The sequence below is a fragment of the Streptomyces mabaensis genome, from assembly GCF_053763515.1.
The window spans coordinates 1-26,251 of record NZ_JBSOPZ010000052.1 but is presented as its reverse complement, the minus strand read 5'-3'; the positions used below and the strand labels follow the sequence as shown (position 1 = coordinate 26,251).

At 71.9% G+C, this 26,251-nt stretch carries 21 protein-coding genes; 18 read left to right on the top strand and 3 right to left on the bottom strand.

Annotated elements, in window-relative coordinates; all coding sequences use genetic code 11:
- Positions 1-64: 64 nt before the first annotated feature.
- From ACWV17_RS31280 to ACWV17_RS31260, 5 genes are all read left to right on the top strand, one after another.
- Positions 65-1,981: an ABC transporter ATP-binding protein gene (locus ACWV17_RS31280; RefSeq protein WP_455362318.1), complete on the top strand. Its 1,917-nt coding sequence runs from the start codon at positions 65-67 to the stop codon at positions 1,979-1,981.
- 75 nt (positions 1,982-2,056) lie between these two features.
- Complete coding sequence (gene pcaDC, locus ACWV17_RS31275) at positions 2,057-3,337, top strand: bifunctional 3-oxoadipate enol-lactonase/4-carboxymuconolactone decarboxylase PcaDC (protein ID WP_455357077.1); 1,281 nt, start codon at positions 2,057-2,059, stop codon at positions 3,335-3,337.
- Between the two features lie 13 nt (positions 3,338-3,350).
- On the top strand, positions 3,351-3,983 hold the full coding sequence (locus ACWV17_RS31270) for an MBL fold metallo-hydrolase (protein ID WP_455357084.1): 633 nt from the start codon (positions 3,351-3,353) through the stop codon (positions 3,981-3,983).
- A 40-nt stretch (positions 3,984-4,023) separates the two neighbouring features.
- Positions 4,024-4,803 (top strand): exodeoxyribonuclease III, encoded by a 780-nt coding sequence (locus ACWV17_RS31265; protein WP_455362317.1) that lies wholly within the window; start codon positions 4,024-4,026, stop codon positions 4,801-4,803.
- Between the two features lie 70 nt (positions 4,804-4,873).
- A complete protein-coding gene (locus ACWV17_RS31260; RefSeq protein WP_455357079.1) occupies positions 4,874-5,314 on the top strand; it encodes a DUF6278 family protein in 441 nt (146 codons plus the stop codon).
- Positions 5,315-5,605: 291 nt separating this feature from the next.
- Here the strand turns inward: ACWV17_RS31260 and ACWV17_RS31255 are convergent, their stop codons facing one another.
- Positions 5,606-7,228: a CocE/NonD family hydrolase gene (locus ACWV17_RS31255; protein ID WP_455362316.1), complete on the bottom strand. Its 1,623-nt coding sequence runs from the start codon at positions 7,226-7,228 to the stop codon at positions 5,606-5,608.
- Between the two features lie 205 nt (positions 7,229-7,433).
- Here ACWV17_RS31255 and ACWV17_RS31250 point away from each other — a divergent pair, with 205 nt between their 5' ends.
- The gene (locus tag ACWV17_RS31250) at positions 7,434-8,702 is read left to right on the top strand and encodes a cytochrome P450 (RefSeq protein WP_455362315.1); all 1,269 of its coding nucleotides are present in this window, start codon (positions 7,434-7,436) and stop codon (positions 8,700-8,702) included.
- Positions 8,703-8,716: 14 nt separating this feature from the next.
- Here ACWV17_RS31250 and ACWV17_RS31245 read toward each other — a convergent pair whose 3' ends face one another.
- Positions 8,717-9,460, bottom strand: coding sequence for a hypothetical protein (locus ACWV17_RS31245; protein ID WP_455362314.1), 744 nt, complete (start codon positions 9,458-9,460; stop codon positions 8,717-8,719).
- 104 nt (positions 9,461-9,564) lie between these two features.
- Here ACWV17_RS31245 and ggt point away from each other — a divergent pair, with 104 nt between their 5' ends.
- From ggt to ACWV17_RS31200, 9 genes are all read left to right on the top strand, one after another.
- Positions 9,565-11,370 carry a gamma-glutamyltransferase gene (gene ggt / locus ACWV17_RS31240; RefSeq protein ID WP_455362313.1) on the top strand — a complete coding sequence of 602 codons (1,806 nt, stop codon included), beginning with the start codon at positions 9,565-9,567 and terminating at the stop codon, positions 11,368-11,370.
- 82 nt (positions 11,371-11,452) lie between these two features.
- Positions 11,453-12,691, top strand: a complete 1,239-nt coding sequence (locus ACWV17_RS31235) for a serine hydrolase domain-containing protein (RefSeq protein WP_455362327.1) — start codon at positions 11,453-11,455, stop codon at positions 12,689-12,691.
- 309 nt (positions 12,692-13,000) lie between these two features.
- A complete protein-coding gene (locus tag ACWV17_RS31230) occupies positions 13,001-13,375 on the top strand; it encodes a PPOX class F420-dependent oxidoreductase (protein WP_455351692.1) in 375 nt (124 codons plus the stop codon).
- A 119-nt stretch (positions 13,376-13,494) separates the two neighbouring features.
- Entirely contained in the window at positions 13,495-15,675 is a 2,181-nt protein-coding gene (locus tag ACWV17_RS31225) for a hypothetical protein (RefSeq protein WP_455362312.1), read from the top strand.
- A gap of 164 nt (positions 15,676-15,839) precedes the next feature.
- The gene (locus ACWV17_RS31220; RefSeq protein ID WP_455362311.1) at positions 15,840-16,682 is read left to right on the top strand and encodes a nitrilase-related carbon-nitrogen hydrolase; all 843 of its coding nucleotides are present in this window, start codon (positions 15,840-15,842) and stop codon (positions 16,680-16,682) included.
- Positions 16,679-17,962, top strand: coding sequence for an aspartate aminotransferase family protein (locus ACWV17_RS31215; protein WP_455351689.1), 1,284 nt, complete (start codon positions 16,679-16,681; stop codon positions 17,960-17,962). The genes ACWV17_RS31220 and ACWV17_RS31215 overlap by 4 nt, the downstream gene beginning before the upstream one ends.
- Positions 17,963-18,028: 66 nt before the next feature.
- Complete coding sequence (gene hydA, locus ACWV17_RS31210) at positions 18,029-19,432, top strand: dihydropyrimidinase (RefSeq protein WP_455362310.1); 1,404 nt, start codon at positions 18,029-18,031, stop codon at positions 19,430-19,432.
- Positions 19,433-19,453: 21 nt separating this feature from the next.
- Positions 19,454-20,455 carry a TIGR03842 family LLM class F420-dependent oxidoreductase gene (locus ACWV17_RS31205; protein ID WP_455362309.1) on the top strand — a complete coding sequence of 334 codons (1,002 nt, stop codon included), beginning with the start codon at positions 19,454-19,456 and terminating at the stop codon, positions 20,453-20,455.
- 26 nt (positions 20,456-20,481) lie between these two features.
- On the top strand, positions 20,482-22,026 hold the full coding sequence (locus tag ACWV17_RS31200; protein WP_455362308.1) for an NCS1 family nucleobase:cation symporter-1: 1,545 nt from the start codon (positions 20,482-20,484) through the stop codon (positions 22,024-22,026).
- Between the two features lie 21 nt (positions 22,027-22,047).
- Here the strand turns inward: ACWV17_RS31200 and ACWV17_RS31195 are convergent, their stop codons facing one another.
- On the bottom strand, positions 22,048-22,707 hold the full coding sequence (locus tag ACWV17_RS31195) for a hypothetical protein (protein WP_455362307.1): 660 nt from the start codon (positions 22,705-22,707) through the stop codon (positions 22,048-22,050).
- A 203-nt stretch (positions 22,708-22,910) separates the two neighbouring features.
- Between ACWV17_RS31195 and ACWV17_RS31190 the strand changes: the two genes are divergently transcribed.
- From ACWV17_RS31190 to ACWV17_RS31180, 3 genes are all read left to right on the top strand, one after another.
- On the top strand, positions 22,911-23,738 hold the full coding sequence (locus tag ACWV17_RS31190) for an inositol monophosphatase family protein (protein ID WP_455351684.1): 828 nt from the start codon (positions 22,911-22,913) through the stop codon (positions 23,736-23,738).
- A gap of 512 nt (positions 23,739-24,250) precedes the next feature.
- Complete coding sequence (locus ACWV17_RS31185; RefSeq protein WP_455351906.1) at positions 24,251-25,660, top strand: phytoene desaturase family protein; 1,410 nt, start codon at positions 24,251-24,253, stop codon at positions 25,658-25,660.
- Complete coding sequence (locus tag ACWV17_RS31180; protein ID WP_455362306.1) at positions 25,657-26,172, top strand: O-acetyl-ADP-ribose deacetylase; 516 nt, start codon at positions 25,657-25,659, stop codon at positions 26,170-26,172. Before ACWV17_RS31185 ends, ACWV17_RS31180 begins: the two co-directional genes overlap by 4 nt.
- Positions 26,173-26,251: the final 79 nt, after the last annotated feature.

Genomic DNA, 26,251 nt, shown 5'->3' with positions numbered 1-26,251 from the left:
AAATGCCTGGACTGAGAACCTCCCCTGACGGGACACTTCCGACTTCCGAACCTCCGGGAGTGTGATGGGGACAACAGATTCGCGAGGTCCGACGCCGGGCAGGAGCGCGGTCGTTCTGGCACTGCGCCGCTACGGCCGGGAACTGCTGCGACTACGACTGCTGGCCCTGCCCGCGCTGCTGCTGCCGGCCGTGGGCAACATCGGCACCCGCTACGTCGCCCCCCTGCTGATCGCCAAACTGGCAGGACGGGCCGCCGACGACAGCGGTCTCACCCTCACCTCGGCGCTGCCGTACGTGCTGGGCTTCGGCGTGACGCTGCTGCTCGCCGAGGCCGTGTGGCGGGTCGGGCAGCACTGCCTGAACCGCGTGGACGCCCTCGGTATGGAACACCTGTACGTGAGCGGCATGGACGAACTCCTCGCCAAGGACGCGGCGTTCTTCCACGACAACTTCGCCGGTTCGCTGACCAAACGGGTGCTGAGCTTCGGCAAGCGCTTCGAGGACTTCGTCGACACGGTGACGTACCGGATCGTGGGCAGTCTCCTCCCCTTGCTGTTCGGTGCCGTGGTGCTGTGGAGCTACGAACCGATGCTCGTCGCCGGCCTTCTTGTGATGATCGCGCTGACCGTGGTGGCCGCGACACCTCTGATCCGTCGTCGGCAGAGGCTCGTCAACGACCGTGAGGCGGCGATCGCACGGGTCTCCGGCCATGTCGCCGACAGCCTCATGAACATGGAGACCATCCGGGCGTTCGCTGCCGAGCGGCGGGAGGCCGACGAACACCGCAGCCGGGTCGCGGACTCCCGGCGCCTGACGCTGAGGTCGTGGGACTACGGCAATCTGCGCGTCGACACCCTGATCGCCCCCATGTCCGTGCTGACCAACGTGCTGGGTCTGTTGGTCGCCATCGCCTTCGGTGGCTCGGGCCAGGGAGTGGAGGAGATCGTCGTCGCTTTCACCTACTACTCCAACGCGACCCAGATCATGTTCGAGTTCAACCAGATCTACCGGCGTCTGGAAAGCTCGATGACCGAGGCCGCCCAGTTCACGGAGCTGTTGCTGGATCCGCCCGCCGTGCTCGACCCGACGGAACCCGAACCGCTCGCACCGCGGGACACCGACGTCCGCTTCGAGGCGGTGACCTTCGCCCACGCGGGTGCGAAGCCGATCTTCCAGGGACTCGACCTGGACGTGTCCGCAGGCGCACGGATCGGTCTGGTCGGCAGGTCCGGCGGCGGCAAGACCACACTCACCCGGCTCCTGCTGCGGATGTCGGACATCGACGACGGTCGCATCCTGATCGGTGGTCAGGACATCAGCCGACTGCGCCAGACCGACCTGCGCTCATTGATCTCCTACGTCCCGCAGGAACCCGCCATGTTCCACCGCAGCCTGCAAGACAACATCGCCTTCGCCCGGCCCGGCGCCACCGAAGACGAGATCCACGCGGCGGCCGCGGCCGCGCACGTCACGGAGTTCGCCGACCAACTCCCCGACGGCTTCGCCACCCTGGTGGGGGAGCGGGGAGTCAAACTCTCGGGCGGCCAGCGCCAGCGCGTCGCCCTCGCCAGGGCCATCCTGCGCGACGCCCCGATCCTGTTGCTCGACGAGGCGACCAGCGCGCTGGACTCGGAGAGCGAGCTCCTCGTCCAGGACGCCCTGTGGCGGCTGATGGACGGACGTACGGCCCTCGTGATCGCCCACCGTCTGAGCACCGTCGCCGGCATGGACCGTCTCGTCGTCCTCGACCACGGAAGCGTCGTCGAGCAGGGCACCCACGAGGAGCTGCTCGCGGCGAACGGTGCCTACGCCAAGCTGTGGCAGCACCAGTCGGGCGGCTTCCTCGGCGAGAGCACCGAGTCGGCCCTCGGACGCCCGGTCCCAGGAGCCGGTCCCAGCCTGCCCGGACCGGCCGACCCGGCGCCGGACGGGGACCGCAGGACGTCGTCGCACGCGCGTACGAGCACCGGGTCCACGTGACCGAGTCGGGCTGTGGTGGGCATCGGTGCGGACCCCGTCATAGGGGCAGTCCTGAGACATGAGAGGGTCTGGCGGGTGAGTGAGACACCGACGAACACCCTGCAATACCGCGTTGACGGGCGAGAAGACGCTCCGGTCCTGGTGCTCGGGCCCTCGCTCGGTACCACATGGCACATGTGGGACCGGCAGATACCCGAGCTGACGCAGACGTGGAGAGTGCTGCGGTTCGATCTCCCGGGCCACGGCGGCGCCCCGGCCGAGCCCGCGCCGTCCGTCGGCGAGCTCGCCGACCGGCTCCTCGCCACCCTCGACGAGCTGGGCATCCAGCACTTCGGTTACGCGGGCTGCGCCATCGGCGGCGCGATCGGCGCCGACCTCGCGCTGCGCCATCCGCAGCGGCTCGCGTCGCTCGTGCTCGTCGCCTCCTCGCCGCGGTTCGGTACGGCCGACGAGTTCCGGCAGCGCGGCGTGATCGTGCGGACCAACGGCCTCGACCCGATGGCCAGGACCGCCCCCGACCGGTGGTTCACCCACACGTTCGCCGCCGCGCAGCCCGCGATCGTGGAGTGGTCCGTCCAGATGGTGCGGACCACCGACGCCGAGTGCTACATCGCCGGCTGCGAGGCGCTGGCGGCCTTCGACATCCGCGCCGAACTGGGCAGGATCGGCGTCCCGACACTGGTCCTGGCGGGCTCCGAGGACCGCGACACCGGCCCCGCCGACGCCCGCACCCTGGTCGCCGGGATACCGGACGCCCGGCTCGCGGTGGTGCCCGGCGCCTCCCACCTGGCCCCGGTCGAGCAGCCCGCGGCCGTCACGGACCTGCTGGTCCGGCACTTCGGCAGCGCCTGGCAGCCCCCGCTCGACGCCACCGGTTTCGCCCCGGCCGCGGCCCCGCACACCCTGCACGTGCCGGTACCGCCGCAGGCCCCGGCCGCGGCGGAGCCCGCACCCGCGCCCGAGGCCGCCGGGCGCCCCGACCCGTACGAGGCCGGTCTCAAGATCCGCCGGGAGGTGCTGGGCGACGCCCACGTGGACCGGGCGCTGGCCGCGGCGGACGACCTGACCGGCGACTTCCAGGAGCTGCTCACCCGCTACGCGTGGGGCGAGGTGTGGGCGCGGGAGGGCCTGGACCGCCGTACCCGGAGCTGCGTCACGCTGACCGCGCTGGTCGCGGGCGGGCACCTGGAGGAGCTGGCCGCGCACACCCGTGCCGCGCTGCGCAACGGCCTCACCCCGGCCGAGATCAGCGAGGTGCTGCTGCAGACGGCCGTCTACTGCGGGATGCCGGCCGCGCACTCCGCCTTCCAGGTGGTCCGCGCCGCCATTCAGGAGGAGACGACGCCGCAGGAGTAGCAGGATGGCCGGTATGAGGCTGACGAAGAAGCTCCATTCCTGCATCCGGCTGGAGAAGGACGGGCAGACGCTCGTCATCGATCCCGGCGCCTTCAGCGAGGAGGACGCCGCGGTCGGTGCGGACGCCGTCCTGATCACGCACGAGCATCCCGACCACTTCGACGAGGGACGGCTGCGGGCCGCCCTGGAGGCCGACCCGGGCGCCGAGGTGTGGACCCTGCGCAGTGTCGCGGACCGGATCTCCGCGGCGTTCCCGGGCCGGGTGCACACGGTCGGCCACGGCGACACCTTCACGGCGGCCGGGTTCGACGTCCAGGTGCACGGCGAACTGCACGCGGTGATCCATCCGGACATCCCGCGGATCACCAACGTCGGGTACCTGCTGGACGGTTCGGTGTTCCACCCGGGCGACGCGCTCACGGTCCCGGACCAGCCGGTGGAGACACTGATGGTCCCGGTGATGGCCCCGTGGAACAAGATCTCCGAAGTGATCGAGTACGTCCGTGAGATCAAGCCGCGGCGGGCCCTGGACATCCACGACGCCCTGCTCACGGACCTCGCGCGGCCCATCTACGACACGCATCTGGGCAATCTCGGCGGCGCCGAGCATGGCCGGCTGACGGCCGGGGGGTCGACCGAACTCTGACGCACGCCGCCTGTCGGACCCGCCCGATAAGCTGGTCTGCATGCGTATCGCCACCTGGAACGTCAACTCGATCACCGCCCGGCTGCCCCGGCTGCTGGCCTGGCTGGAGAGCAGCGGCACGGACGTGCTGTGCATCCAGGAGACCAAGTGCACCGCCGAGCAGTTCCCGCACGACGCGCTGCGCGAGCTCGGTTACGAAGCGGCGGTCAACGCCTCCGGCCGGTGGAACGGCGTGGCGGTGGTCTCCCGGGTGGGCCTGGAGGACGTGGGCCTCGGCCTGCCCGGCGGGCCGGAGTACGAGGGCGTGCAGGAGCCGAGGGCCATCGCCGCGACGTGCGGCCCGGTCCGGGTCTGGTCGGTGTACGTACCGAACGGCCGGGAGGTCGCGCACGATCACTACACGTACAAGCTGAGCTGGATCGAGGCGCTGAGGACGGCGGTCGCCGAAGACGCGGTGGCCGAGCGCCCGTTCGCCGTCATGGGCGACTTCAACGTGGCCCCGACCGACGAGGACGTCTGGGACCCGTCCCTGTTCGTGGGCGCGACGCATGTCACGCCGGCCGAGCGGGCGGCGCTGGCCGCGCTGCGTGAGGCGGGGTTGTCGGACGTGGTGCCGCGCCCGCTGAAGTACGACCATCCGTACACCTACTGGGACTACCGTCAGCTCGCGTTCCCGAAGAACCGGGGCATGCGCATCGACCTGGTGTACGGCAACGACCCCTTCACCCAGGCCGTGAAGGACTCCTACGTGGACCGCGAGGAGCGCAAGGGCAAGGGCGCCTCCGACCACGCCCCGGTCGTCCTGGACCTGGAGGTGTAGGGGCCGCCGGGGCGGGCAACTCCCGCGCGCCTGTGGTGCCGTGACGATGACGGATGCGAGGCTGGGTGGTATGAACATCCCTTTCTTGGACAACTGGCGCAGACGGCATGAAGCGGGGCATGGTCTGGAACTGACCGCCGCGATCGAGAGCGACCCGGAGAGTGTGGCGGAGCTGCTCTCCGAGTGCGAGCTGCTGCGTGTCCAGGCGGGATCGGCCGGGCTCGAACTCGACGAGACCCCGGCTTCGTTGGAGGCGCTGGACCAGCTGATGCCGCGCTGGCGGCGCGATCCGGAGGATGTGCCCTGGCTGGGCAATGACGCGGGCCTTTATCTGGGCACGGTCCTCATCCGTACCGTTCCCGGCGCGGGCTGGCAGGTCTGGCCCAACGGCCAGCCGGTCGTGCGGCTGGCCTCCGGCCGGGAGATCAATGTGGTGGAGGCCGGTCTCTCCTGGGCGGTCACCGGTTCGCCGGAGCTCTCCCAGGTCTACGCCGAGGCCTCGGAGGGCTGACGGGACGACGGGCGACGGGAAGGCGGGCGACGGGCGCGATCCAGCCAAATGCGGTTTATGCACCATTTATGCGTGTCGGTGGTGAAGCGGCATGGGGAGCTGGATAGTTTGCGCTGACGTCGGTCCAAGATCCTCAAGCATGACCGGGGGCGGGCACTCGTGAACGTTTACCGCAGGCGGCGCCGGAGAGCCGAACCAGGGACGCTGCTGCCAAGGTCCCCCCACGCCCTTCGGGGCGCAGGGGGAGCGCAGTAGCTCACGGGCAGTGGCCCGCCCGGCGGCAGCCGGAGATCACTTCTCGCGCAGTGGGACCGAAACGTAGGACGGGTCGGCCTCGGGGGAGGAGAAGGTCAGCTGCGCGCCGGACGGGTTGTGCTCGATGTAGAGCGGGTCGACGGTGTCGACGACCACGGTGAGGCGGTGGCCGGCCGGGACGTCGTAGGCGGTGGAGAACAGCTCCAGGTCCACGGCGAACGGCCGGCCGGGCGTCTTGCCGTGGAAGGTGTACGGCGCATGGCTGACCAGCTTGCCGAGGCCGAGCGGGCCCTCGTCGTAGAGATAGGCGACGAGGGTGCCGCTCTCCTTGGTGCTGGTGACCGTGGTGTGGAGCTCGGTCGTACCGCGGATCTGCCGCGCGGAGCCGTACCGTTCGGACTGCCAGACGCCGGCGAACGCGCGCGGCAGCAGCGGGACCGAGGCCATGGGGGGCAGCTTGAAGAACTGGTCGAGCATGCTGGAGAGGAAGATCAGGCCGCCGTTCGCACCCGAATCGACGTTCGCGTAGATCCTCCGGGTGTTGTCCAGCGCGATCCGCTCGGTGCCGTCCGGTACGTCCTTCCAGCTCGCGTACGACTCGTAGCCCCCGGTGGAGCGGGACTTGAGCTGGACCGGCCGCTCGGTGTCGATGCCGTTGCGCTCGTCCTTCAGGTACCGGTCGAACCAGCGGTGGGCGTTGGTCCAGGTGTCGTTGGGCAGGCCGAGCAGGCCGGTCCCCTCGGCGGTGGCATGGTCGCCCGGACGGAATTCGAGCCGCTTGGGGCCGGTGAGCTTCTCGTAGAACGCGGCGTACTGGTTGGGCGGGAAGAGGCTGTCGCCCCAGGCGTTGCCCAGCATGATGGCGGCGCCGTTGCGGTTGATCTCGTCGACCCGGTAGACGGGGGAACGCTTCTTGGCCCAGTCGATCATGTGCTGTTCCCTGGCCAAATTGGAGCCGAGGAAGTCCGTCATGATGTCCTGGAGTTCGGCACTCGGCCGGCCGGTGACGAAGCCGGCCCCGGTGAGCATGGCGGCGGCCTGGACGTGCTGGGTGCGGCCGCTGTAGATCGACTCGATGAGGTCGCCCCAGCCGCTCATCGCCACGACGGCCTTGATCCGCTTGTCGCTGCCGGCGGTCATCAGGCTGATGCCGGCGCCGTAGGAGACGCCGCCCATGCCGATGCGCTGCGGGTCGGCCGCGGTGTTCGCCAGCGCCCAGTCGATCACCGCCGAGGCGTCGGCGATATCCGGTGGGCCCGCGACTTCGATGTCGCCGCCGGAGAGCCAGAAGCCACGTGAGGTGTAACTCACCACCACATAGCCGGAGTCGGCGAGTTTCTTCGCCTGGGCGACGTACTCGAACTGCGGCATGCCCCAGCTGGTGGGCAGCACGATCAGCGGGTAGGTGCGGCCGGCGGTGGCGCCCGCCGGGGTGAAGACATTGCCCTTGAGGGTGATACCGCCGGAGCCGGGGATGTCGTACAGCCGTACGTCCGGTGCCCCGGCCGGGGCAGTCGTGGAGGTCGTTGCGGCCGCGGTGGCCGTGAGGGCCGGGGCCGCCTGGGACGCGGGAGCCGCCGCGAAGGCGGTGCCGGCCAGCAGTGCCGCGGAGACGGTTCCGGCCGCGGTGGTACGCAGAGGCTTGTGGGGGGTTGCCATGGGGATCGCTCGCTCCTCGCTCACGCCGATGCAAAGTGACCCGACGGTAACCTCGGCGGCTTACTGGGGGTAACTCCCCGGTAAGTTACGCACCCGTAACGATTATTGGACATCGTGTCAGCGGGCCGGTGCCGACCCGCCGGTGCGCGTGGCGCGCGGCCGCGCGGTCTTGCCCGGCGCGGCGCGCGGGGCCACCGTGGTGCCCGTGACAGCCCCCGACACCCCCCGGATCCCCGACGTGTTCGATCCGCGGATCTACGCCGACGGCATCCCCCACGCCCGCTACCGGGCCCTGCGTGACCGTCACCCGGTGGCCCGCCAGGCCGAGTACGAAGTCCTGGGCTGGCCGGCCGGCCCCGGCTTCTGGGCGGTCACCCGGCACCACGACGTGGTCCGCGTGCTCAAGGACTCCGAGGCCTTCTCCTCGCGCCTGGGAGCCACCCAGATCCGCGATCCAGACCCGGACGACCTGCCGTTCATCCGGCGCATGATGCTCAATCAGGACCCGCCCGCGCACGGCAGACTGCGCCGCCTGGTCAGCCGGGCCTTCACCCCGGGCCGAACCGACCGCTTCGAGGCGGCCGCCCGCGCACGGGCCCACGCGCTGCTGACCGCGGCCCGCGACACGGCCGAGGACGGCGTCCTCGATCTCGTCCACGCCGTCACCGACGACTACGCCCTGCTCAACCTCTCCGACCTGCTCGGCGTACCCGAGAGTGACCGGGGCCTGCTGCTGAAATGGACCGAACGCGTCATCGGCTACCAGGACCCCGACGAGGCCGCCGCGGTCTCCCGCGGGCCGGACGGGCAGCCGGTCAATCCGCGCTCGCCCGCCATGCTGGGGGAGATGTTCGCGTACGCGCAGCAGCTCGCGACGTACAAACGCCGGCACCCGAGCGACGACGTCATGACGTCCCTCGCGCACGCCACCGACGGCGACACCCGGCTCACCGCCCCCGAACTGGAGATGTTCTTCTTCCTGCTGACCGTCGCGGGTAACGACACCGTACGCAGCGCCGCCCCCGGCGGTTTCCTGGCGCTGGCCGAGCACCCCGACGAACAGCGCAGACTGCGCACGGGTGAGGTGGCGGTGGACGCCGCCGTCGAGGAACTGCTGCGCCGGCACCCGCCGGTGCTCAGCTTCCGGCGTACCGCGGCCCGCGACACCGAGCTGGCCGGACAGCCGGTGCGCGCGGGCGACAAGGTCGTCGTCTTCCACGCCTCGGCCAACCACGACGAACGCGTCTTCGACGACCCGCACCGCCTGGACCTGTCCCGGACCCCGAACCCGCACGTGTCGTTCGGGGACGGCCCGCACGTCTGCCTCGGCGCCCACTTCGCCCGGCTCCAGCTGCGGGTCCTGCACGAGGAGGCGCGGAGCGCGCTCCCCGAACTGTCCCTCGCGGCCCCGCCCCGGCGGCTGGTGTCCAACTTCATCAACGGCATCAAGTCGCTGCGGGTGAGCCTGGGTTGAGCGGTGGATTGTGGCTAGCTCGCGGCCCGGTGGGAGGTACGGACCGGCGCGGCCGGACTCTGCGCGGCGCGGGTGACGTCCTCGACCAGCTCGACCACATCGGGACCGTACGCCCGGGAGTTGACCACCTTCAGCAGCAGGCAGAACGACTTGTCCCCGTGCTTGCGGGCGAGCCTCTCGTGGTTGCGCGCCAGGTAGCGGGAAGCCGCCTGGTTGGTGATCGCACGCTGGCCGCAGAAGAGGAAGACGGGCCGGGCGCCCTGGCCGACCGTGAGGCGTGCCAGGAGGACGTACTCGGCCGTCCCGGCGTCCATCCGGTAGCGCTCGCTGCCGATCTGGAAGGAGCCGCGGTCCGGTCCGGGCTCCGTATCGGTGTTGACCCGGACCCCCGGCAGCAGGGACTGGAGGTGGGCAGCCATCCGGCGATTCGAGTAGGGGCCGCCGACGCAGAACTCGGTACGCTCGCCGAACCCCTGCTGGGCGGTGTCGTGCTGGATGATCTGGGCGTGCGCGCCGCAGTCCTTGACCAGCGCGGAGAGTTCGAGGAGCGCGAACACGTCGTAGCGGTGCACGGCGCCGTCGCTGCCCGCCTCCCGGTTGACGACGAGCAGCGACTCGGAGTTCTTCGGCAGCCCCAGGAAGGACTGCTTGCGGCGCAGCTTCCGCCGCCACAGATAGCTGCGGGCGAACCAGCCTATGAAGGCACTGATCCCGGCGGCCATCACTCCGAGCACGATGTTGCGCACGTCGTCCGTCATGGGGCGGCATGGTAGCGGGGCCGCGCAATCCGGTTCGAGGCGGTCCTGACGGGGCGGGTGCGGTGAAGTTACGCTGCGCGGACGGTCGTCGACTGGAGGTACGGATGCGTCGTCCCGCCCGGAGCCTTTCCCTGCTCGCTGTTGCCGCCGCCCTGGTCTCGGTGGGTGCCACCGCGCCACCGCAGGAGCGGACACCGCCGCCCGTCCCCGTCAAGGAACCGGTCGCCGTCGGGTACGGCGGTGCGGTCGCCAGCGTCGACGCGGACGCGTCCGCGGCGGGCATCGAGGTACTGCGCAAGGGCGGCAACGCGGTGGACGCGGCGGTCGCGACCGCCGCGGCGCTGGGCGTGACCGAGCCGTACTCCGCCGGCATCGGCGGGGGCGGCTACTTCGTCTACTACGACGCGAAGCAGCGCCGCGTCCACACCATCGACGGTCGCGAGACCGCGCCCAAGTCCGCCGACTCCGCCCTCTTCCTGGAGAACGGCGCGCCGATCCCCTTCCCCGAGGGCCAGACGAGCGGACTCGGCGTCGGCACCCCCGGCACCCCCGCCACCTGGGACGCGGCGCTCGACGCGTGGGGCAGCAAACCGCTCGCCAAGCTGCTGAAGCCGGCCGAGCGGCTGGCCCGGGACGGCTTCACGGTGGACGGTACGTTCCGCTCCCAGACCGCGGCCAACCAGGCCCGCTTCGCCGACTTCCCCGACACGGCCCGGCTCTTCCTGCCCGGCGGGCAACTGCCCGTCGTCGGCTCCACCTTCAAGAACCCGGACCTGGCCCGTACCTACGCGGAGCTGTCCCGCAAGGGCGTCGCCACGCTCTACCGGGGACGACTGGCGGAGGACATCGTCCGTACGGTCCGCAAGCCGCCCGTCGACCCGAAGGCAACCCGGGTGGTGCGGCCCGGCGACCTGACGGTGCAGGACCTGCGGGCGTACGGGACGAAACGGCAGGCCCCGACGAAGGTCTCCTACCGCGGGCTCGACGTCTACGGCATCGCGCCCTCGTCGTCCGGCGGCACCAGCGTCGGGGAGGCGCTCAACATCCTGGAGCGCACGGACCTTTCGAAGGAGAAGGCGACACCGGCGCGGTACCTGCACCGGCTCATCGAGGCGAGCCGGATCGCCTTCGCGGACCGCGGCCGATGGGTCGGCGACCCGGCTTTCGAGGACGTACCCACCAAGGGCCTGCTCTCGCAGCGCTTCGCCGACGCCCGCGAATGCCTCATCAAGGACGACGCGGTACTGAAGAGCCCGCTGGCGCCCGGCGACCCTAAGCGCCCCGCCCCGTGCGCGGCCGGCGCGAAGGCCGCCCCCACGACGTACGAGGGCGAGAACACCACCCACCTCACGGCGGCCGACAAGTGGGGCAACGTCGTCGCGTACACCCTCACCATCGAGTCGACCGGCGGCAGCGGCATCACCGTGCCGGGGCGCGGCTTCCTGCTCAACAACGAACTGACCGACTTCTCCTTCGCGCCGGCCGACCCGGCCGTCCACGACCCGAACCTGCCCGGCCCGGGCAAGCGCCCGCGGTCCTCGATCTCCCCGACGATCGTCCTCCAGGACGGCCGGCCACTGCTCGCCCTCGGATCACCGGGCGGCGCGACGATCATCACGACGGTCCTCCAGACGCTGACCGGTCATCTGGACCGGGGCCTGCCGCTGGTCGAGGCGATCGCGGCGCCGCGGGCGAGCCAGCGCAACCAGGAGACGACCGAACTCGAACCCGCCCTGTGGCAGGGCGCGTTGCGGGATGAGCTGGAGGCGATCGGCCACCGCTTCCGGCTGAACCCGGAGATCGGCGCGGCCACCGGCGTCCAGCGGCTGCCGGACGGCCGCTGGGTGGCGGCGGCGGAGCAGGTCCGCCGGGGCGGCGGCTCGGCGATGGTGGTCCACCCTTCCCGCTGACCCACCCGCGCATCTCCACAGGACCGCACGACCACACGACTTGACCACACGACCACTCGACCACTCGAAGACGAGGACCAAGATGGTGAGAAGGAATGCCGTCGGCGCTGTCGCGCTGGGGGCGGCGCTGCTGATGCTCGCTCCGCTGCCCGCGCAGGCCGCCGAGGCCGCGCCGGCCGCGCCGGCTGCGCCGGCGGCGTCGCGGCCGAAGCCCAGTGCCGAGGGCCTGGGGGCGGTACTGGACAAGGCCGTGGCGCAGGGCGCGCCGGGCGCGATGGCGCGGGTCGACGGTGACGGCACGACGTACCGGGTCGCCAGGGGCGTGGCCGACCGGGGGACCGGCCGGCCGATCAGTACCGCCGACCGGTTCCGGATCGGCAGCGCGACGAAGACCTTCTCCACCGTCGTCGTCCTCCAGCTCGTCGCCGAGGGCAAGTTGGGCCTGGACGAGCCGGTCAACCGCCATCTGCCGGGCCTGCTGCCCGACGACCGGATCACCGTGCGGCACGTCCTCAGCCACAAGAGCGGCCTGTGGGACTACACGAACGACATGTTCGAGCGGACCGTCCCCGGCTTCGAGGCCGTACGGAACAGGGTCTTCACCCAGCAGGAGCTCATCGACCTGTCGCTGACCCACGAGCCCTCGCCGGCACCGGGCACGGCCTTCGGCTACTCGAACACGAACTTCGTGGTGGCCGGCATGCTGATCGAGAAGATCACCGGAGCGCCGGTACGCCAGGCGTATCAATCCCGCATCATCAGGCCGCTCGGCCTGGTGAACACGGTCTACGTGCACCCGAGCACGGCCATCCCGGGCCGGTACGCGCGCGGTTACCTCACCCCCGACGAGGCCGGCGCGCCGCTCGTCGACTCGACCCGCCAGACGGCCTCGTGGGCGCAGGCCGCCGGCGCGCTGATCTCCGACCCGAAGGATCTGAACCGGTTCTTCTCGGCGCTGATGGGCGGCCGCCTGGTCCGCGCCGATCTGCTGGAGCAGATGCAGCAGTGGGTGCCGAGCAACTCCAGCGGCAAGCAGTTCTACGGGCTGGGGCTGCGGCGCCGGGACCTGACGTGCGGCGTCTCGGTGTACGGCCACACCGGTACCGTCCAGGGCTACTACACGTACGCGTTCACCAGCAAGGACGGCAGGCGGAGCATCAGCGCGCTGGCGAACACGTCCAACAACACGGCCGTGCTCGTCACCATGGCGGACACCCTGGAGGCGGCGTTCTGCGGCACCGGAACGGCCGCGCCGCGCAGTGCCGTACCGCGGCACCGCACGGTGTACGAGGACATCGCACCGGACATTGCCCGCGACTGACGCGCGGGGCGGCGTCTAGGGCCTGTCCGGCGGATCAGGGCCGGGGCCACGACGCTCCCCCAGCTACCTCCCCCAGACTCCGTCCGGGGGTGCCCCCAGGGAGGTGCCCCCAGGCACGGCACCTCGCCGCGTTGCCGAAATGCCCGAATAGCTCCGCTATTAGGGCACTCCGGCGCCTTGCGATGCAGCTCCGCATCGAAGGGCCGGGAAAAGAGCGGAGACGGAGCGAAGCGCAGTGCACCAGACGCCGCGTCCTATCCGGCCCTGATCCGCCGGACAGGCCCTACGCGTTGACGTAGGGTCGCGGCCATGAATCTCGACGAGCTCGGCCGCGGCCCGTACGTCAGCCTCACCACCTTCCGGCGCGACGGCACGCCTGTCGCCACGCCCGTCTGGGCCGTCTCGGACGGCTCCGAGCTGTTCATCTGGACGAAGACTGATTCGTGGAAGGTCAAGCGCATCCGGAACAACAGCCGGGTGACCGTGACTCCCTGCGACGTGCGCGGCCGGGTCCCGGAGGGTGCGCCGGTACTGGAGGGGACGGCGCGGCTGCTGGACGACACCGGGGGGATCCGGCGGCTGCTTGCCCGGAAGTACACCTGGCGGTTCTGGATGGTGGACTGGCCCGCCATGATCGTCCGACTGGGCAAGCGGCCGCACACGGGGATCGCCGTCAGGTTTTGAGCAGTCCGCTTTGCCGACGAAAACCGCGCGTAGCCGTCCCGTAACACGACTGGGGTCCAATGCGTGCGGACCGGGGGCTTCCAGGCGGCGTGAGGCCGGGGCAGGGGCAGTGGCGGGCGATGAGGGAGAACCGACTACCGGTAGCCGTCGGCGAGTTCGCGCGGTATCTGGCGGACCTGATGGCGCTGCTCGACCAGGGCGGCGGCTGGTGCGGAGTGTTCTGGCAGCGCGACCCCGATGGTATGCGCGCCAGTCTCGACGGGCGCGAGGTGCCGCCCTGGGACGTGGTGGAGTCCTTGCTCCAGGATCTGGCGGGGCTGCACGGTGGGCCGTTCGCGGAGCACGAGTCGGTACGGGCCGGGCGGCTGCACGCGGCGGCGGTGGCCGCGCACGACCAACTGCCCGGCGGAGCCGTGGCCTTGAAGGACCGGCTGGACGCGGTGCTCCACGAGCGGGCGCAGGCGGAGGAACGACAGCGGGAGCTGGCCGCCCGGCTGCGGGTCAGCGCGGCGGGCCCGGAGGCGGAGTCGGTCGCGCACGAACTGGCGTGGGCCCAGGACGACGTGGAGCGCGCGACGGCCCGCTGCGAGGAGTTCCGCGCCAGGTGCGAGGCGCTGGCCCCGGGCCCCGGCACCCCCGGCCGCCCGGTGGCCCCGGAGAGCTGGTTCCGCGCACCGGCCGGGCCGGGCGGCGCCCGGCAGGCTGCGGCGGGGCCCGCCGGGCCCGGCCATCCGGCGGCCGTCCCCGCCGATGAGGCCGCGCCGCACCGTGCGGCGCCCGGGCGGCGTCCAGCGGCCCCGGAACCCGCTCCCGACCCGGCCGGCACACAGCCCCCGGCCCGGTGGGCCGCGAACCATCAAGCGGGCCCTGCCCCGTACGGGAGTGCGCATGGCGCGGAGGGTCCGGGCGGTTCCGCGCCAGGGCATGCGCCATCCGCTCCCGAGGAGAGAAGCGCGCAGCACACGGCCCGGCGGGCCGAGGACGGGGAGGGACCGGGCGGCCGTGCGTCGGCGCCACCTGCTCCCGAACGGTACGGCGCGCAGCATGCGGAGTCGTCGGCCGCGCTCGCGTCCGACGGGACGGCGGGGCGCACGGCCTGGTGGGCCGAGGACCGGGACGGGCAGGACGGCCCTGCGCACGGGCAAGCACAGTCCGCCCCCGCACCGAGCACCGCCCAGCCCACATCCCGCCGGGCGGCACACGCGCCCCAGGGGGGCGTCTCCGGGCACACGGCCCGGTGGGCCGAGAGTGTGGAGGATCCGGGCGGACCCGCCCCGGCGCCACCCGCGCCTGCGCCGGGCGGCGCGCAACACACGGCCCGTTGGGCTGCGGGCACCGCACCCGCACCCGCACCCGCGCCCGCGTCCGAGGTGGGTGCCCTCGGGCACACGGCCCGGTGGGCCGAGGACCGGGAAGGGCCGGGCGGTCCTGCCCCGGCGCCATCGGCACCGGAGCCGGGCGGCGCGCGACGGACGGCCCGTTGGGCTGTGGGCGCGGAGGACCCGGGTGGACCGGCGCCGGCGCCGGCCGCACCGGAATCGGGCGGCGCGCAGCATGCGGCACCCGCACCCGCACCCGCACCCGCGCGGAAGCGGCCGCGGCGGGGGCGGGGGGCTCGGTTTGCCGGGCTCGACGACGCGGTGGAGGCGCAGGTCGCGCCCGACCTGCCCGGGCCCGTCACCCCGCGCGGGGCCCGCTACAGCGGGCTCGGCGACGACAGCCGGCCCGGCCCCGCCGAGTCCGGGCCCGAGCCGGACGCCGCCGAGGCCCGCGCCGCCGAAGCCGCCGTGGCGGCGGTCGTCGCCGAGCTGATCGGGCTGCGCGCCGAGGGCCGCAGCGGCGAGGCGCATGCGGTCCTGTGCCAGGCCGCGGTGTGGCCGCCCGCACGGCTTCCGGTACTCGCCGCGGAGCTGCACCGGGCCGGCCTCGCCGCCGACTGGGCGACCCTGCTGTGGGAGGCGGCCTCGCTGCCGCCCGACCGGCTGGCCGCCACCGCCGCCGCCCTCGCCGCCGCGGGCCGGGACACCGACTGCGGGCAGCTGCTGCGCCAGGGCGTCTCCCGCCCGGCCGCGGAGATCGCGGACGCAGCCCTCGCCCTCTCCGGGGCCGGCCGGGAGCCGGAGGCACGGGCGCTGCTGGACGCCTTCATCCGCGTACGCACCCCGGAGGAAACCGCGCGGATCGCGCAGAGCGATCCGCGGCTGGCCCCCCAACTGCTCGCGGCAGCCGCCGCGGTGTCCGACTCCTGCCGCCGCGACCTCCTGCATGCCTTGCGTGTGGCCGGACTGGGTATCGCATAGGTGCGGATACGTACGGAGTGGACCGCTCGGGTGCGAAACATGATCGACTCTGCCGGTTAACGGCGATGGTCTTGCCCCGGGGTGTGACGGGGCTTACGTTCTCCACCTACGCATCGTGTCTACGTGCGTAGAGGCTCTCTGACGTCCCGTCGAAGGAGCAGCTCATGGCCAACGTCGTACGCGCCGCACTGGTCCAGGCGACCTGGACAGGCGACACCGAATCCATGATCGCCAAGCATGAGGAGCACGCCCGCGAGGCGGCCCGCCAAGGCGCGAAAATCATCGGGTTCCAGGAGGTCTTCAACGCACCCTACTTCTGCCAGGTGCAGGAGCCGGAGCACTACCGCTGGGCGGAGCCCGTCCCGGACGGCCCGACCGTACGCCGGATGCAGGACCTCGCCCGCGAGACCGGCATGGTGATCGTCGTCCCGGTCTTCGAGGTCGAGCAGTCCGGCTTCTACTACAACACCGCGGCCGTGATCGACGCCGACGGCTCCTACCTCGGCAAGTACCGCAAGCACCACATCCCCCAGGTCAAGGGCTTCTGGGAGAAGTACTACTTCAAGCCCGGCAACCTCGGCTGGCCCGTCTTCGACACCGCCGTCGGCAAGGTCGGCGTCTACATCTGCTACGACCGCCACTTCCCGGAGGGCTGGCGCCAGTTGGGCCTGAACGGCGCCCAGCTCGTCTACAACCCCTCGGCCACCCACCGCGGTCTCTCCGGACACCTCTGGCAGCTGGAGCAGCCCGCCTCCGCAGTCGCCAACGCGTACTACATCGCCGCCATCAACCGGGTCGGCCAGGAGGAGTACGGCGACAACGACTTCTACGGGACGAGCTACTTCGTCGACCCCCGCGGCCAGTTCGTCGGAGACCTCGCCAGCGACAAGGCGGAGGAACTCCTCGTCCGCGACCTCGACTTCGACCTCATCGAGGAAGTCCGCAAGACCTGGGCGTTCTACCGGGACCGGCGCCCCGACGCGTACGAGGGGCTGGTGCAGCCGTGACCGACCTGTACAACCGGCACCGGGCCGTGCTGCCCGACTGGCTCGCCCTCTACTACGACCGCCCCATCGAGATCACGCACGGCGAGGGCCGGTACGTCTGGGACGCCACGGGCAAGCGCTACCTCGACTTCTTCGGCGGCATCCTCACCACCATGACCGCCCACGCCCTCCCCGAGGTGACCAAGGCCGTCAGCGAGCAGGCCGGCCGGATCATCCACTCCTCCACGCTCTACCTCGACCGCCCGATGGTCGAGCTCGCCGAACGCGTGGCCACCCTCTCCGGCATCCCTCAGCCCCGCGTCTTCTTCACCACCTCCGGTACGGAGGCCAACGACACCGCGCTGCTGCTGGCGACGACGTACCGCCGCTCCAACCAGATCCTCGCGATGCGCAACAGCTACCACGGCCGGTCGTTCTCGGCCGTCTCCATCACCGGCAACCGCGGCTGGTCGCCGACCAGCCTGTCCCCGCTCCAGACGCTGTACGTCCACGGGGGCGTCCGCAGCCGGGGCCCGTACGCGCAGCTGTCCGACGCCCAGTTCATCGAGGCGTGCGTCGCGGACCTGGAGGACATCCTCGGCCAGACCCGCGGGGGAGTGGCCGCGCTGATCGCCGAGCCGATCCAGGGCGTCGGCGGCTTCACCTCGCCGCCCGACGGGCTGTACGCGGCGTTCCGCGAGGTCCTCGACCGGCACGGCATCCTGTGGATCACCGACGAGGTGCAGACCGGCTGGGGCCGCACCGGTGAACACTTCTGGGGCTGGCAGGCGCACGGGCAGGCCGGGCCGCCGGACATCCTCACCTTCGCCAAGGGCATCGGCAACGGCATGTCCATCGGCGGCGTCGTGGCCCGCGCCGAGATCATGAACTGCCTGGACGCCAACTCCATCTCGACCTTCGGCGGCAGCCCGGTCACCATGGCGGCGGGCCTGGCCAACCTCTCGTACGTGCTGGAGCACGACCTCCAGGGCAACGCCCGCCGCGTCGGCGGCATGCTGCTGGAGCGGCTGCGCGGTATCGGGGCCGCGGTCCCGTCCGTACGCGAAGTACGCGGCCGGGGCCTGATGGCCGGCATCGAGCTGGTGAAACCGGGCACCGACGAAGCAGACCCGGCCGCGGCCGCGGCCGTGCTCGAAGCGGCCCGCGAGGGCGGACTGCTCATCGGCAAGGGCGGCGGGCACAGCACCAGCGTGCTGCGCATCGCACCGCCGCTGTCGCTGACCGTCGCGGAGGCGGAAGAGGGCGCGGAGATCCTCGAAGCGGCCCTGCGCAGCTTGTAGCCGACGCCCGTAGCCGAGCCGCCCGTAGCCGACCGCCGACGTACGTTCGAAAGGGAGCACACCACCATGAGCACCCGCACCCTGATCCGCGGTGGTCTCGTCATCACCGCGGCCGACGAGACCCACGCCGACGTCCTGATCGAGGACGGCCGGATCGTCGCCATGGCCGCGCACGCGTCCACCGTGGCCGAGGGCTGGACCGCCGACCGCGTCATCGACGCGGCCAACAAGTACGTCATCCCGGGCGGCGTCGACGCGCACACGCACATGGAGCTGCCCTTCGGCGGCACCTTCGCCTCCGACTCCTTCGAGACCGGGACCCGTGCCGCAGCCTGGGGCGGTACGACCACGATCGTGGACTTCGCCGTACAGGCAGTGGGCTACTCGCTGCGCGAAGGCCTCGATGCCTGGTACGCGAAGGCCGACGGCAAGTGCGCCATCGACTACGCCTTCCACATGATCCTCTCCGACGTCGACGCGTCCTCCCTCAAGGAGATGGACCTGCTCATCGAGGAGGGCGTCACCTCCTTCAAGCTCTTCATGGCCTACCCCGGCGTCTTCTACAGCGACGACGGGCAGATCCTGCGGGCCATGCAGCGCTCGGCGCACAACGGCGGGCTGATCATGATGCACGCCGAGAACGGCATCGCGATCGACGTCCTGGTCGAACAGGCCCTGGCCGAGGGCCGCACCGACCCCCGCTACCACGGCGAAGTACGCAAGGTGCTGCTGGAGGCCGAGGCCACCCACCGGGCGATCCAGCTCGCGCGGGTCGCCGGCGCGCCGCTGTACGTCGTACACGTCTCGGCGGACGAGGCCGTCCAGGAGCTGGCCGCCGCCCGCGACAAGGGGCTGAACGTCTTCGGCGAGACCTGCCCGCAGTACCTCTTCCTCTCCACCGACAACCTCGCCGAGCCGGACTTCGAGGGCGCCAAGTACGTCTGCTCGACGCCGCTGCGGCCGCGCGAGCACCAGGAGGCGCTGTGGCGCGGCCTGCGGACGAACGACCTCCAGGTCGTCTCCACCGACCACTGCCCCTTCTGCTTCACCGGGCAGAAGGAGCTGGGCCGTGGCGACTTCTCCAAGATCCCCAACGGTCTGCCTGGCGTGGAGAACCGGATGGACCTGCTCCACCAGGCGGTCGTCGACGGCCACATCAGCCGCCGGCGCTGGATCGAGATCGCCTGCGCCACCCCGGCCAGGATGTTCGGGCTGTACCCGAGGAAGGGCACCCTCGCGCCGGGCGCGGACGCCGACGTCGTCATCTACGACCCGCACGCCGAGCAGGTCCTCTCGGTCGAGACGCACCACATGAACGTCGACTACTCGGCGTACGAGGGCAAGCGGATCACCGGCCGGGTGGAGACCGTCCTCTCGCGCGGCGAAGTCGTCATCGACGAGCGGGAGTTCACCGGCCGCGCCGGGCACGGCCTGTACACCCCCCGCGCCACCTGCCAGTACCTGCACTAGCGAAGAACGGGGAGTTCAACCATGGACTTCGGACTCGTCCTGCAGACGGACCCGCCGGCCTCCGCCGTCGTCGGACTGATGCGGCGCGCGGAGCGCAACGGCTTCAGCCACGGCTGGACCTTCGACTCGGCTGTGCTCTGGCAGGAGCCCTTCGTCATCTACAGCCGCATTCTGGAGCACACCCGGAATCTCACCGTCGGCCCCATGGTCACCAACCCGGGCACCAGGACCTGGGAGGTCACCGCCTCCACCTTCGCCACCCTCAACGACATGTACGGCAACCGCACTGTGTGCGGCATCGGGCGCGGCGACTCGGCGATGCGCGTCGCCGGCCGCAAGCCCAACACCCTGGCCCGCCTCGGCGAGGCGATCGGGGTCATCCGCGATCTCGCGGAGGGCCGCGAGGCGGTCGTCGACGGGCAGCCGGTCCGGCTGCCCTGGGTGAAGGACGGCAAGCTGCCGGTGTGGATGGCGGCGTACGGGCCCAAGGCGCTGGCCCTCGCGGGCGAGAAGGCCGACGGCTTCATCCTCCAGCTCGCCGACCTGTACCTGACCGAGTGGATGGTCAAGGCGGTCCGTACGGCCGCCGCGCAGGCCGGCCGGGACCCGGACTCGGTCACCATCTGCGTCGCCGCGCCCGCGTACGTCGGGGACGACCTCGCGCACGCCCGCGAGCAGTGCCGGTGGTTCGGTGGAATGGTCGGCAACCATGTCGCCGACCTCGTCTCGCGGTACGGGGAGCACTCGGACCTGGTGCCGGAGGCCCTCACCGCGTACATCAAGCAGCGGCACGGCTACGACTACAGCCACCACGGCCGCGCCGGGAACCCGTCGACCGACTTCGTACCCGACGAGATCGTCGACCGGTTCTGCCTGCTGGGGCCTGCCCGGGCGCATATCGAGAAGCTCGAAGCGCTGCGTGAGCTGGGCGTCGACCAGTTCGCCGTCTACAACATGCACGACGCGAAGGAAGCGACGATCGACGCGTACGGCGCCGAGATCATCCCCGCGCTGAACTCCTGACCCGCGCAGAGGAAGGTGCTGCCGCCATGACCGCCACCGTCCCGCCACCTCCTTCCGACGGCCAGACCGACGGCCAGAGAACCGACGCGCAGGGCCGCGTCGAGCTGACACCCGGCGCGGTGCCCGCCGACGGCCGCTTCGTCAACGACGACCTCCTCCCCGTCCCCGTCGAACGGCGCCGCTGGACCACGTACAACTTCACCGCGCTCTGGGTCGGCATGGCCCACAACATCCCGTCCTGGCTGCTCGCCTCGGGTCTGGTCGCCCTCGGCATGGACTGGAAGCAGGCGGTCTTCACCATCGCCCTGGCCAACGTGATCGTGCTCTTCCCGATGCTGCTCACGGGGCACGCGGGACCCAAGTACGGCATTCCCTTCCCGGTGCTGGCCCGGGCCTCGTTCGGGCTGCGCGGCGCGAATCTGCCCGCGATGGTACGGGCCGGGGTGGCCTGTGCGTGGTTCGGCATCCAGACCTGGATCGGCGGCTCCGGGATCTTCGTACTGCTCGGCAAGATCTTCGGCGGCTGGGCGGAGGCGGGGCGGATCGCCGGCCAGCCCTGGACGCTGTGGCTCTGTTTCGTGCTGTTCTGGGCGCTCGAACTGGCCATCATCTACCGGGGGATGGAGACCCTGCGCCGGTTCGAGAACTGGGCGGCGCCCTTCGTGATCGTCGGCGCGCTGGTCCTGCTCTGGTGGATCGCCGCCAAGGCGGGCGGCCTCGGCCCGCTGCTCGACCAGCCCTCCCGGCTGGGCTGGGGAGCGGACTTCTGGCCCGTCTTCTTCCCGTCCCTCATGGGCATGATCGCCTTCTGGTCCACCCTGTCGCTGAACATCCCGGACTTCACCCGCTTCGGCGCCGGCCAGCACGCGCAGATCTGGGGCCAGACCCTCGGCCTGCCCACCACGATGACCCTGTTCGCCCTGCTGTCGGTCTTCGTCACCTCCGGCTCCCAGGCCGTGTACGGGGCGCCGATCTGGGACCCGGTGCTGCTGGTCTCGAAGACGGACAACGTCTTCGGCCTGCTCTTCGCGCTGGTGACGGTGCTGATCGCGACGATCTCCGTGAACATCGCGGCGAACGTCGTCTCGCCCGCGTACGACCTGGCCAACCTCGCACCCAAGCTCATCAACTTCCGTACCGGCGCGCTGATCACGGGTGTCGTGGGCGTCCTGATCATGCCGTGGGAGCTCACCTCCAGCCCCGAGCTGTACATCTTCACCTGGCTCGGCCTGGTCGGCGGCATGCTTGGCACGGTCGCCGGCATCCTGATCGCCGACTACTGGATCATCCGCCGCACCCGTCTGGCGCTGGCGGACCTCTACCGCCCCGGCGGCCGCTACTGGTACACGTCGGGCTGGAACCTGAAGGCGCTGGCCGCCTTCGTGGTGGGCGCCGTGCTGGCCATCGGAGGCTCGCACTCCGCTCCCGGGAAGGGCCCGTTCCCCGAGGACGGCCTGATCCCCGTCCTCAGGCCGCTCGCGGACTACGGCTGGGCGGTGGGGCTGGCCTCGGCGATGATCCTGTACGCGGTCCTGATGCTCCCGGAGCGGGCGCGGGCGCGGCAGGGGTAGGTCCTGCTACCGCGGGCGGGGTCAGCCCTGGGGCCCGCCCGCGGTCTTCCGCAGGGCCGCCACGGCGTCCTTCGCGGCCCGCACCGCGCCGTCGCGTATCCCGGCCGCGCCGGGTGCGCTCTTCGACTCGAAGTCGCTGCCGTTGTACGCGACCGTCACCATCGCGTTCTCCAGCCGGACCACCACCACCGCTTCGCGCGTCTGCTGCTTGTCCTCCGTGGTCAGCTCCACCGCGACCGCCGCCTCGTCACCGAGACCCGGCACGGCCGTCCCGCCCTGGCGCCTGGCGTACGCGGACCGGGCCGCGTCCACCGAGTCCCGTACTTCGAGGGTCACGTCGAGCCAGTGGTACTCGTACCCGTCCAGCCCGCTCCAGGAGCAGGTCCGGCGGTGCGCGGGGTCGGCCGGCGGCAGCTCGGTACCGGTGGTCTTCCCGCCCGGGACAAGGGCCTTGACCGTCGCCGCCGGGAGCACGGTGCAGGAGGCCGGGGGCCTGCCGTACACCGGCGCGGCGCCCACCGCCGCGGCGGCGGTCTCGGGATTCGGCGAGGCCGCGGCGGCACGCGGTGCGCCGGGCCGCTGGGCCGGGGCGTACGGACCGGACGTCCAGGCCCAGCCGACCGTGGCGAGAACGGCGACCGGCAGCAGGCGCACGGTGAGAGTGACCGGTAGAGAACGCATGGCGTACTTCTCTCGGGGCGGAGAGGGACGACGAGGGCGGGTACTCGCCGGCGGAGTGGGATGAGTGTGCCGCATGAGGCCGGTGGTGCAACAGGGTGGTCAGTGTGGTTGTCGCTGGGTACGGCGTCAGCGTTCATGTGGGATCCACCGGCAGTCCACGGAGGGGGTGGGGATTGTCGGTGGGGCGTGCTTTGCTGGGGGGCATGATCGATGACTTTCTCGCACGTGACCTGACCGAGGTCGAGGAGGCGGTCCGCAAGGCGGCCGCCGCCGAGATCATGCCCCGCTACCGGCAGCTCGCCGCGCACGAGATCGTCGAGAAGAAGGGGCCGCACGACCTGGTCACCGTCGCCGACCGGCAGGCCGAGGAGCACCTGACCGCCTCCCTGACGCGGCTGCTGCCCGGCTCGGTGGTGGTCGGGGAAGAGGCGGTCCACGCGGACCCCGCGGTGTACGACGAGCTGCTCGGCGACGCGCCGGTGTGGGTCGTCGACCCGGTCGACGGCACGCGCCAGTTCGTGCACGGCGACCCCGGTTTCTGCACGCTCGTCGCACTGGCCGTGCGCGGCGAGCTGTTCGCGTCCTGGACGTACGCGCCGGCGCTCGACGAGATGGCCGTGGCGGTCAAGGGCCGGGGCGCCCGGATCAACGGGGAGCCGATCCGGTCCGGCTCGCCGGTCCCCGGGCAGGTCCTGGAAGTCGCCACCTCCCACCCGGACTTCATCACCGGCGAGCAGCAGCGCGCTCTCCTCGGGCTGAATGTCGAGGGGGTGCACACCCGGCCCTGCGGCTCGGCGGGTCTGGAGTACCTGGCCGTCGCCCGGGGCGAGCTGGACGCGCTGGCGTTCTCGTGGGAGAACGCCTGGGACCACGCTGCGGGCATGCTGCTGGTCGCCGAGGCGGGCGGCGCCCAGATGACGATAGCGGGCGAGCCGTTCCGTATCACCGGGGGCAACGCCCTGCCGTTCACCGCCGCGCGGGACCGGGCGACGGCGGATCGGGTCAGGGAGCTGCTCAGCCGGACGGCGTGACTCCGGAGGCGGTGTGGGGGTGCGTGTGGGCCGTGGGCCCGGGGGCCGGGGGGCCTGGGGCTGGGCGCCTGCGTGCGGCTGGGGGAGGGAATCTGACGACGTCTCGCGGAGCGAGAGCGCGCGCCGTGCGGCTCGGGCACGGAGCGCTTCCCGGGTGGGGGCCGGGGCGGTGACGATGCCCTCCCGGAGCCGGAGAGGGGGCCGCGCGGCTCGGGCGCGGGGGCGCTGCCGAGGCGGGGCCAGGGTGGTGACGGTGATGGTGCCCTCCCGGAGTCGCGCCGGGCGGCTCGGGCACCTGGGGCGCTTCCGGGGTGGGGGCCCGGGAGGGGGTCGGCGGCGCGTGGCGCGCCCGGGCGGTGTACGGCGGGCGCCTGCCGGCGCCGAGTGCCGCGGCCCCGCATTCCGGTGGATGCGATCATGCGGGGAGGCAACCGCCGCACCGTCGGTCACCGCCCGGGAATATCCTGGTGCTCCTGGCCGTCGGCTGACAAAGGAGTCCGAAGGTGCCGTCGATTGTCGATGCCGTGATCGTGGGGGCGGGGCCCAACGGACTGACCGCCGCCGTCGAACTCGCCCGCCGCGGCTTCTCGGTGGAAGTCTTCGAGGCCCTGGACACGGTCGGCGGTGGGGCGCGGACCGAAGAGCTCACGCTCCCCGGATTCCGCCACGACCCCTGTTCCGCCGTGCACCCGCTCGGCGCGGGGTCGCCCGCCTTCCGGGCCATGCCGCTCGACCGGTACGGACTGGAGTGGCTGCACCCCGAACTGCCGATGGCCCACCCCTTCGACGACGGTACGGCAGCCGTGCTCTCCCGCTCGGTCGCGGAGACCGCGCTGTCCTTCGGGCCCCGGGACGCCGGCACGTACCGGCGGCTCGTCGCCCCGTACCTCGGCAAGTGGGACACCCTCGCCCGCGACTTCATGTCGCTGCCGCTGACCGCGCTGCCGCGCGACCCCCTCACCCTCGCCCGTTTCGGCATCGACGGCCTGCCGCCGTCGACCTGGCTGATGCGCCGCTTCCGCGACGACAAGGCGCGGGCGCTGCTGGCCGGGCTGGTGGGCCATGTCATCGCCCCGCTCGGCGGCCTCGCCACCGGTGCGATCGGCCTGGTGTTCGCCCTGGCCGCGCACGCCAACGGCTGGCCGCTGCCCCGCGGCGGCTCGCAGTCGATCTCGGACGCCCTGGCCGCCTACCTGCGCGACCTCGGCGGCGTCGTCCACACCGGCTTCGAGGTGAAGCGGCTCGACGACCTGCCGCCGGCCCGCGCCTACGTCTTCGACACCTCGCCGACCGCACTGGCGCGGATCGCGGGGCTGGGCAGCGCGTACGACCACTACCGGTACGGCCCCTCCGTATTCAAGATCGATTACGCCCTGGACGGGCCGGTGCCGTGGACCGCGCGGGAGCCCCGGGTGGCCGGCACCGTCCAGATCGGGCCCAGCAGCCGGGAGATCGACACGGCCGTCAGGCAGGCCGTGGGCGGTCGGGCACCCCAAAAGCCGTTCCTGATCACCGCTCAGCCCAGCCTGGTGGACCCCTCCCGGGCACCCGCCGGCAAGCACGTCTTCTGGGCGTACGGCCATGTGCCGCACGCCTGGCCGGGTGATCTCACCGACGCAGTCGAGCGGCAGATCGAGCGCTTCGCACCCGGCTTCCGGGACCGCGTGCTGGCCCGCGCCACCGCCGGACCGCCCGAGCTCGCCGCCCGCAACGCCAACTACGTCGGCGGTGACATCGCCTGCGGCGCCGCCTCCGGGATCCAGCTGCTGCTGCGGCCGAAGATCTCCCTCTTCCCGTACAGCACGCCGCACCCGGCGGTCTTCATCTGCTCCTCCGCGACCCCGCCCGGACCCGGTGTGCACGGCATGTCCGGGCACAACGCCGCGAAGGCGGTCTGGCGACGGCTGCGGGAGGCGCGATGACCCGCATCACGCTGGTCCGCGGCGACATCACCGAGCAGCGGGTCGACGCCGTGGTGAACGCGGCCAACTCCTCCCTGCTGGGCGGCGGGGGCGTCGACGGCGTCATCCACCGCCGCGGCGGCCCGGAGATCCTGGCGGACTGCCGCGCGCTGCGCGCCGCGCACTACGGCAAGGGCCTGCCCACCGGACAGGCCGTCGCGACGACGGCCGGACAGCTGCCGGCCCGCTGGGTCATCCATACCGTCGGCCCGGTCTGGTCGCGCGAAGAGGACCGCTCCGCCCTGCTCGCCTCCTGCTACCGCGAATCCCTGCGGGTGGCAGCGGAGTTGGGCGCCGGGACCGTCGCCTTCCCGGCCATCTCCACCGGCGTCTACGGCTGGCCGATGGACGACGGCGCGCGGATCGCGATCGAGACCGTCCGCACGGCCGCCGCGCCGCCGGTGGAGGAGGTCCGCTTCGTGCTCTTCGGCCAGGACGCGTACGACACGTTCGCGGACGCGCTGGGTGCCTAGGACCTGTCCGGCGGATCTTGGCCGGGGCCACGACGCTCCCCCAGCTACCTCCCCCAGACTCCGTCCGGGGGTGCCCCCA

Excerpts from the sequence above, each read along its gene's own strand:
- ACWV17_RS31280 (WP_455362318.1), top strand. The coding sequence starts at position 65 with ATGGGGACAACAGATTCGCGAGGTCCGACGCCGGGCAGGAGCGCGGTC.
- ACWV17_RS31270 (WP_455357084.1), top strand. The coding sequence starts at position 3,351 with ATGAGGCTGACGAAGAAGCTCCATTCCTGCATCCGGCTGGAGAAGGAC.
- ACWV17_RS31265 (WP_455362317.1), top strand. The coding sequence starts at position 4,024 with ATGCGTATCGCCACCTGGAACGTCAACTCGATCACCGCCCGGCTGCCC.
- ACWV17_RS31260 (WP_455357079.1), top strand. The coding sequence starts at position 4,874 with ATGAACATCCCTTTCTTGGACAACTGGCGCAGACGGCATGAAGCGGGG.
- ACWV17_RS31255 (WP_455362316.1), bottom strand. The coding sequence starts at position 7,228 with ATGGCAACCCCCCACAAGCCTCTGCGTACCACCGCGGCCGGAACCGTC.
- ACWV17_RS31245 (WP_455362314.1), bottom strand. The coding sequence starts at position 9,460 with ATGACGGACGACGTGCGCAACATCGTGCTCGGAGTGATGGCCGCCGGG.
- ggt (WP_455362313.1), top strand. The coding sequence starts at position 9,565 with ATGCGTCGTCCCGCCCGGAGCCTTTCCCTGCTCGCTGTTGCCGCCGCC.
- ACWV17_RS31235 (WP_455362327.1), top strand. The coding sequence starts at position 11,453 with ATGGTGAGAAGGAATGCCGTCGGCGCTGTCGCGCTGGGGGCGGCGCTG.
- ACWV17_RS31230 (WP_455351692.1), top strand. The coding sequence starts at position 13,001 with ATGAATCTCGACGAGCTCGGCCGCGGCCCGTACGTCAGCCTCACCACC.
- ACWV17_RS31225 (WP_455362312.1), top strand. The coding sequence starts at position 13,495 with ATGAGGGAGAACCGACTACCGGTAGCCGTCGGCGAGTTCGCGCGGTAT.
- ACWV17_RS31220 (WP_455362311.1), top strand. The coding sequence starts at position 15,840 with ATGGCCAACGTCGTACGCGCCGCACTGGTCCAGGCGACCTGGACAGGC.
- hydA (WP_455362310.1), top strand. The coding sequence starts at position 18,029 with ATGAGCACCCGCACCCTGATCCGCGGTGGTCTCGTCATCACCGCGGCC.
- ACWV17_RS31205 (WP_455362309.1), top strand. The coding sequence starts at position 19,454 with ATGGACTTCGGACTCGTCCTGCAGACGGACCCGCCGGCCTCCGCCGTC.
- ACWV17_RS31200 (WP_455362308.1), top strand. The coding sequence starts at position 20,482 with ATGACCGCCACCGTCCCGCCACCTCCTTCCGACGGCCAGACCGACGGC.
- ACWV17_RS31195 (WP_455362307.1), bottom strand. The coding sequence starts at position 22,707 with ATGCGTTCTCTACCGGTCACTCTCACCGTGCGCCTGCTGCCGGTCGCC.
- ACWV17_RS31190 (WP_455351684.1), top strand. The coding sequence starts at position 22,911 with ATGATCGATGACTTTCTCGCACGTGACCTGACCGAGGTCGAGGAGGCG.
- ACWV17_RS31180 (WP_455362306.1), top strand. The coding sequence starts at position 25,657 with ATGACCCGCATCACGCTGGTCCGCGGCGACATCACCGAGCAGCGGGTC.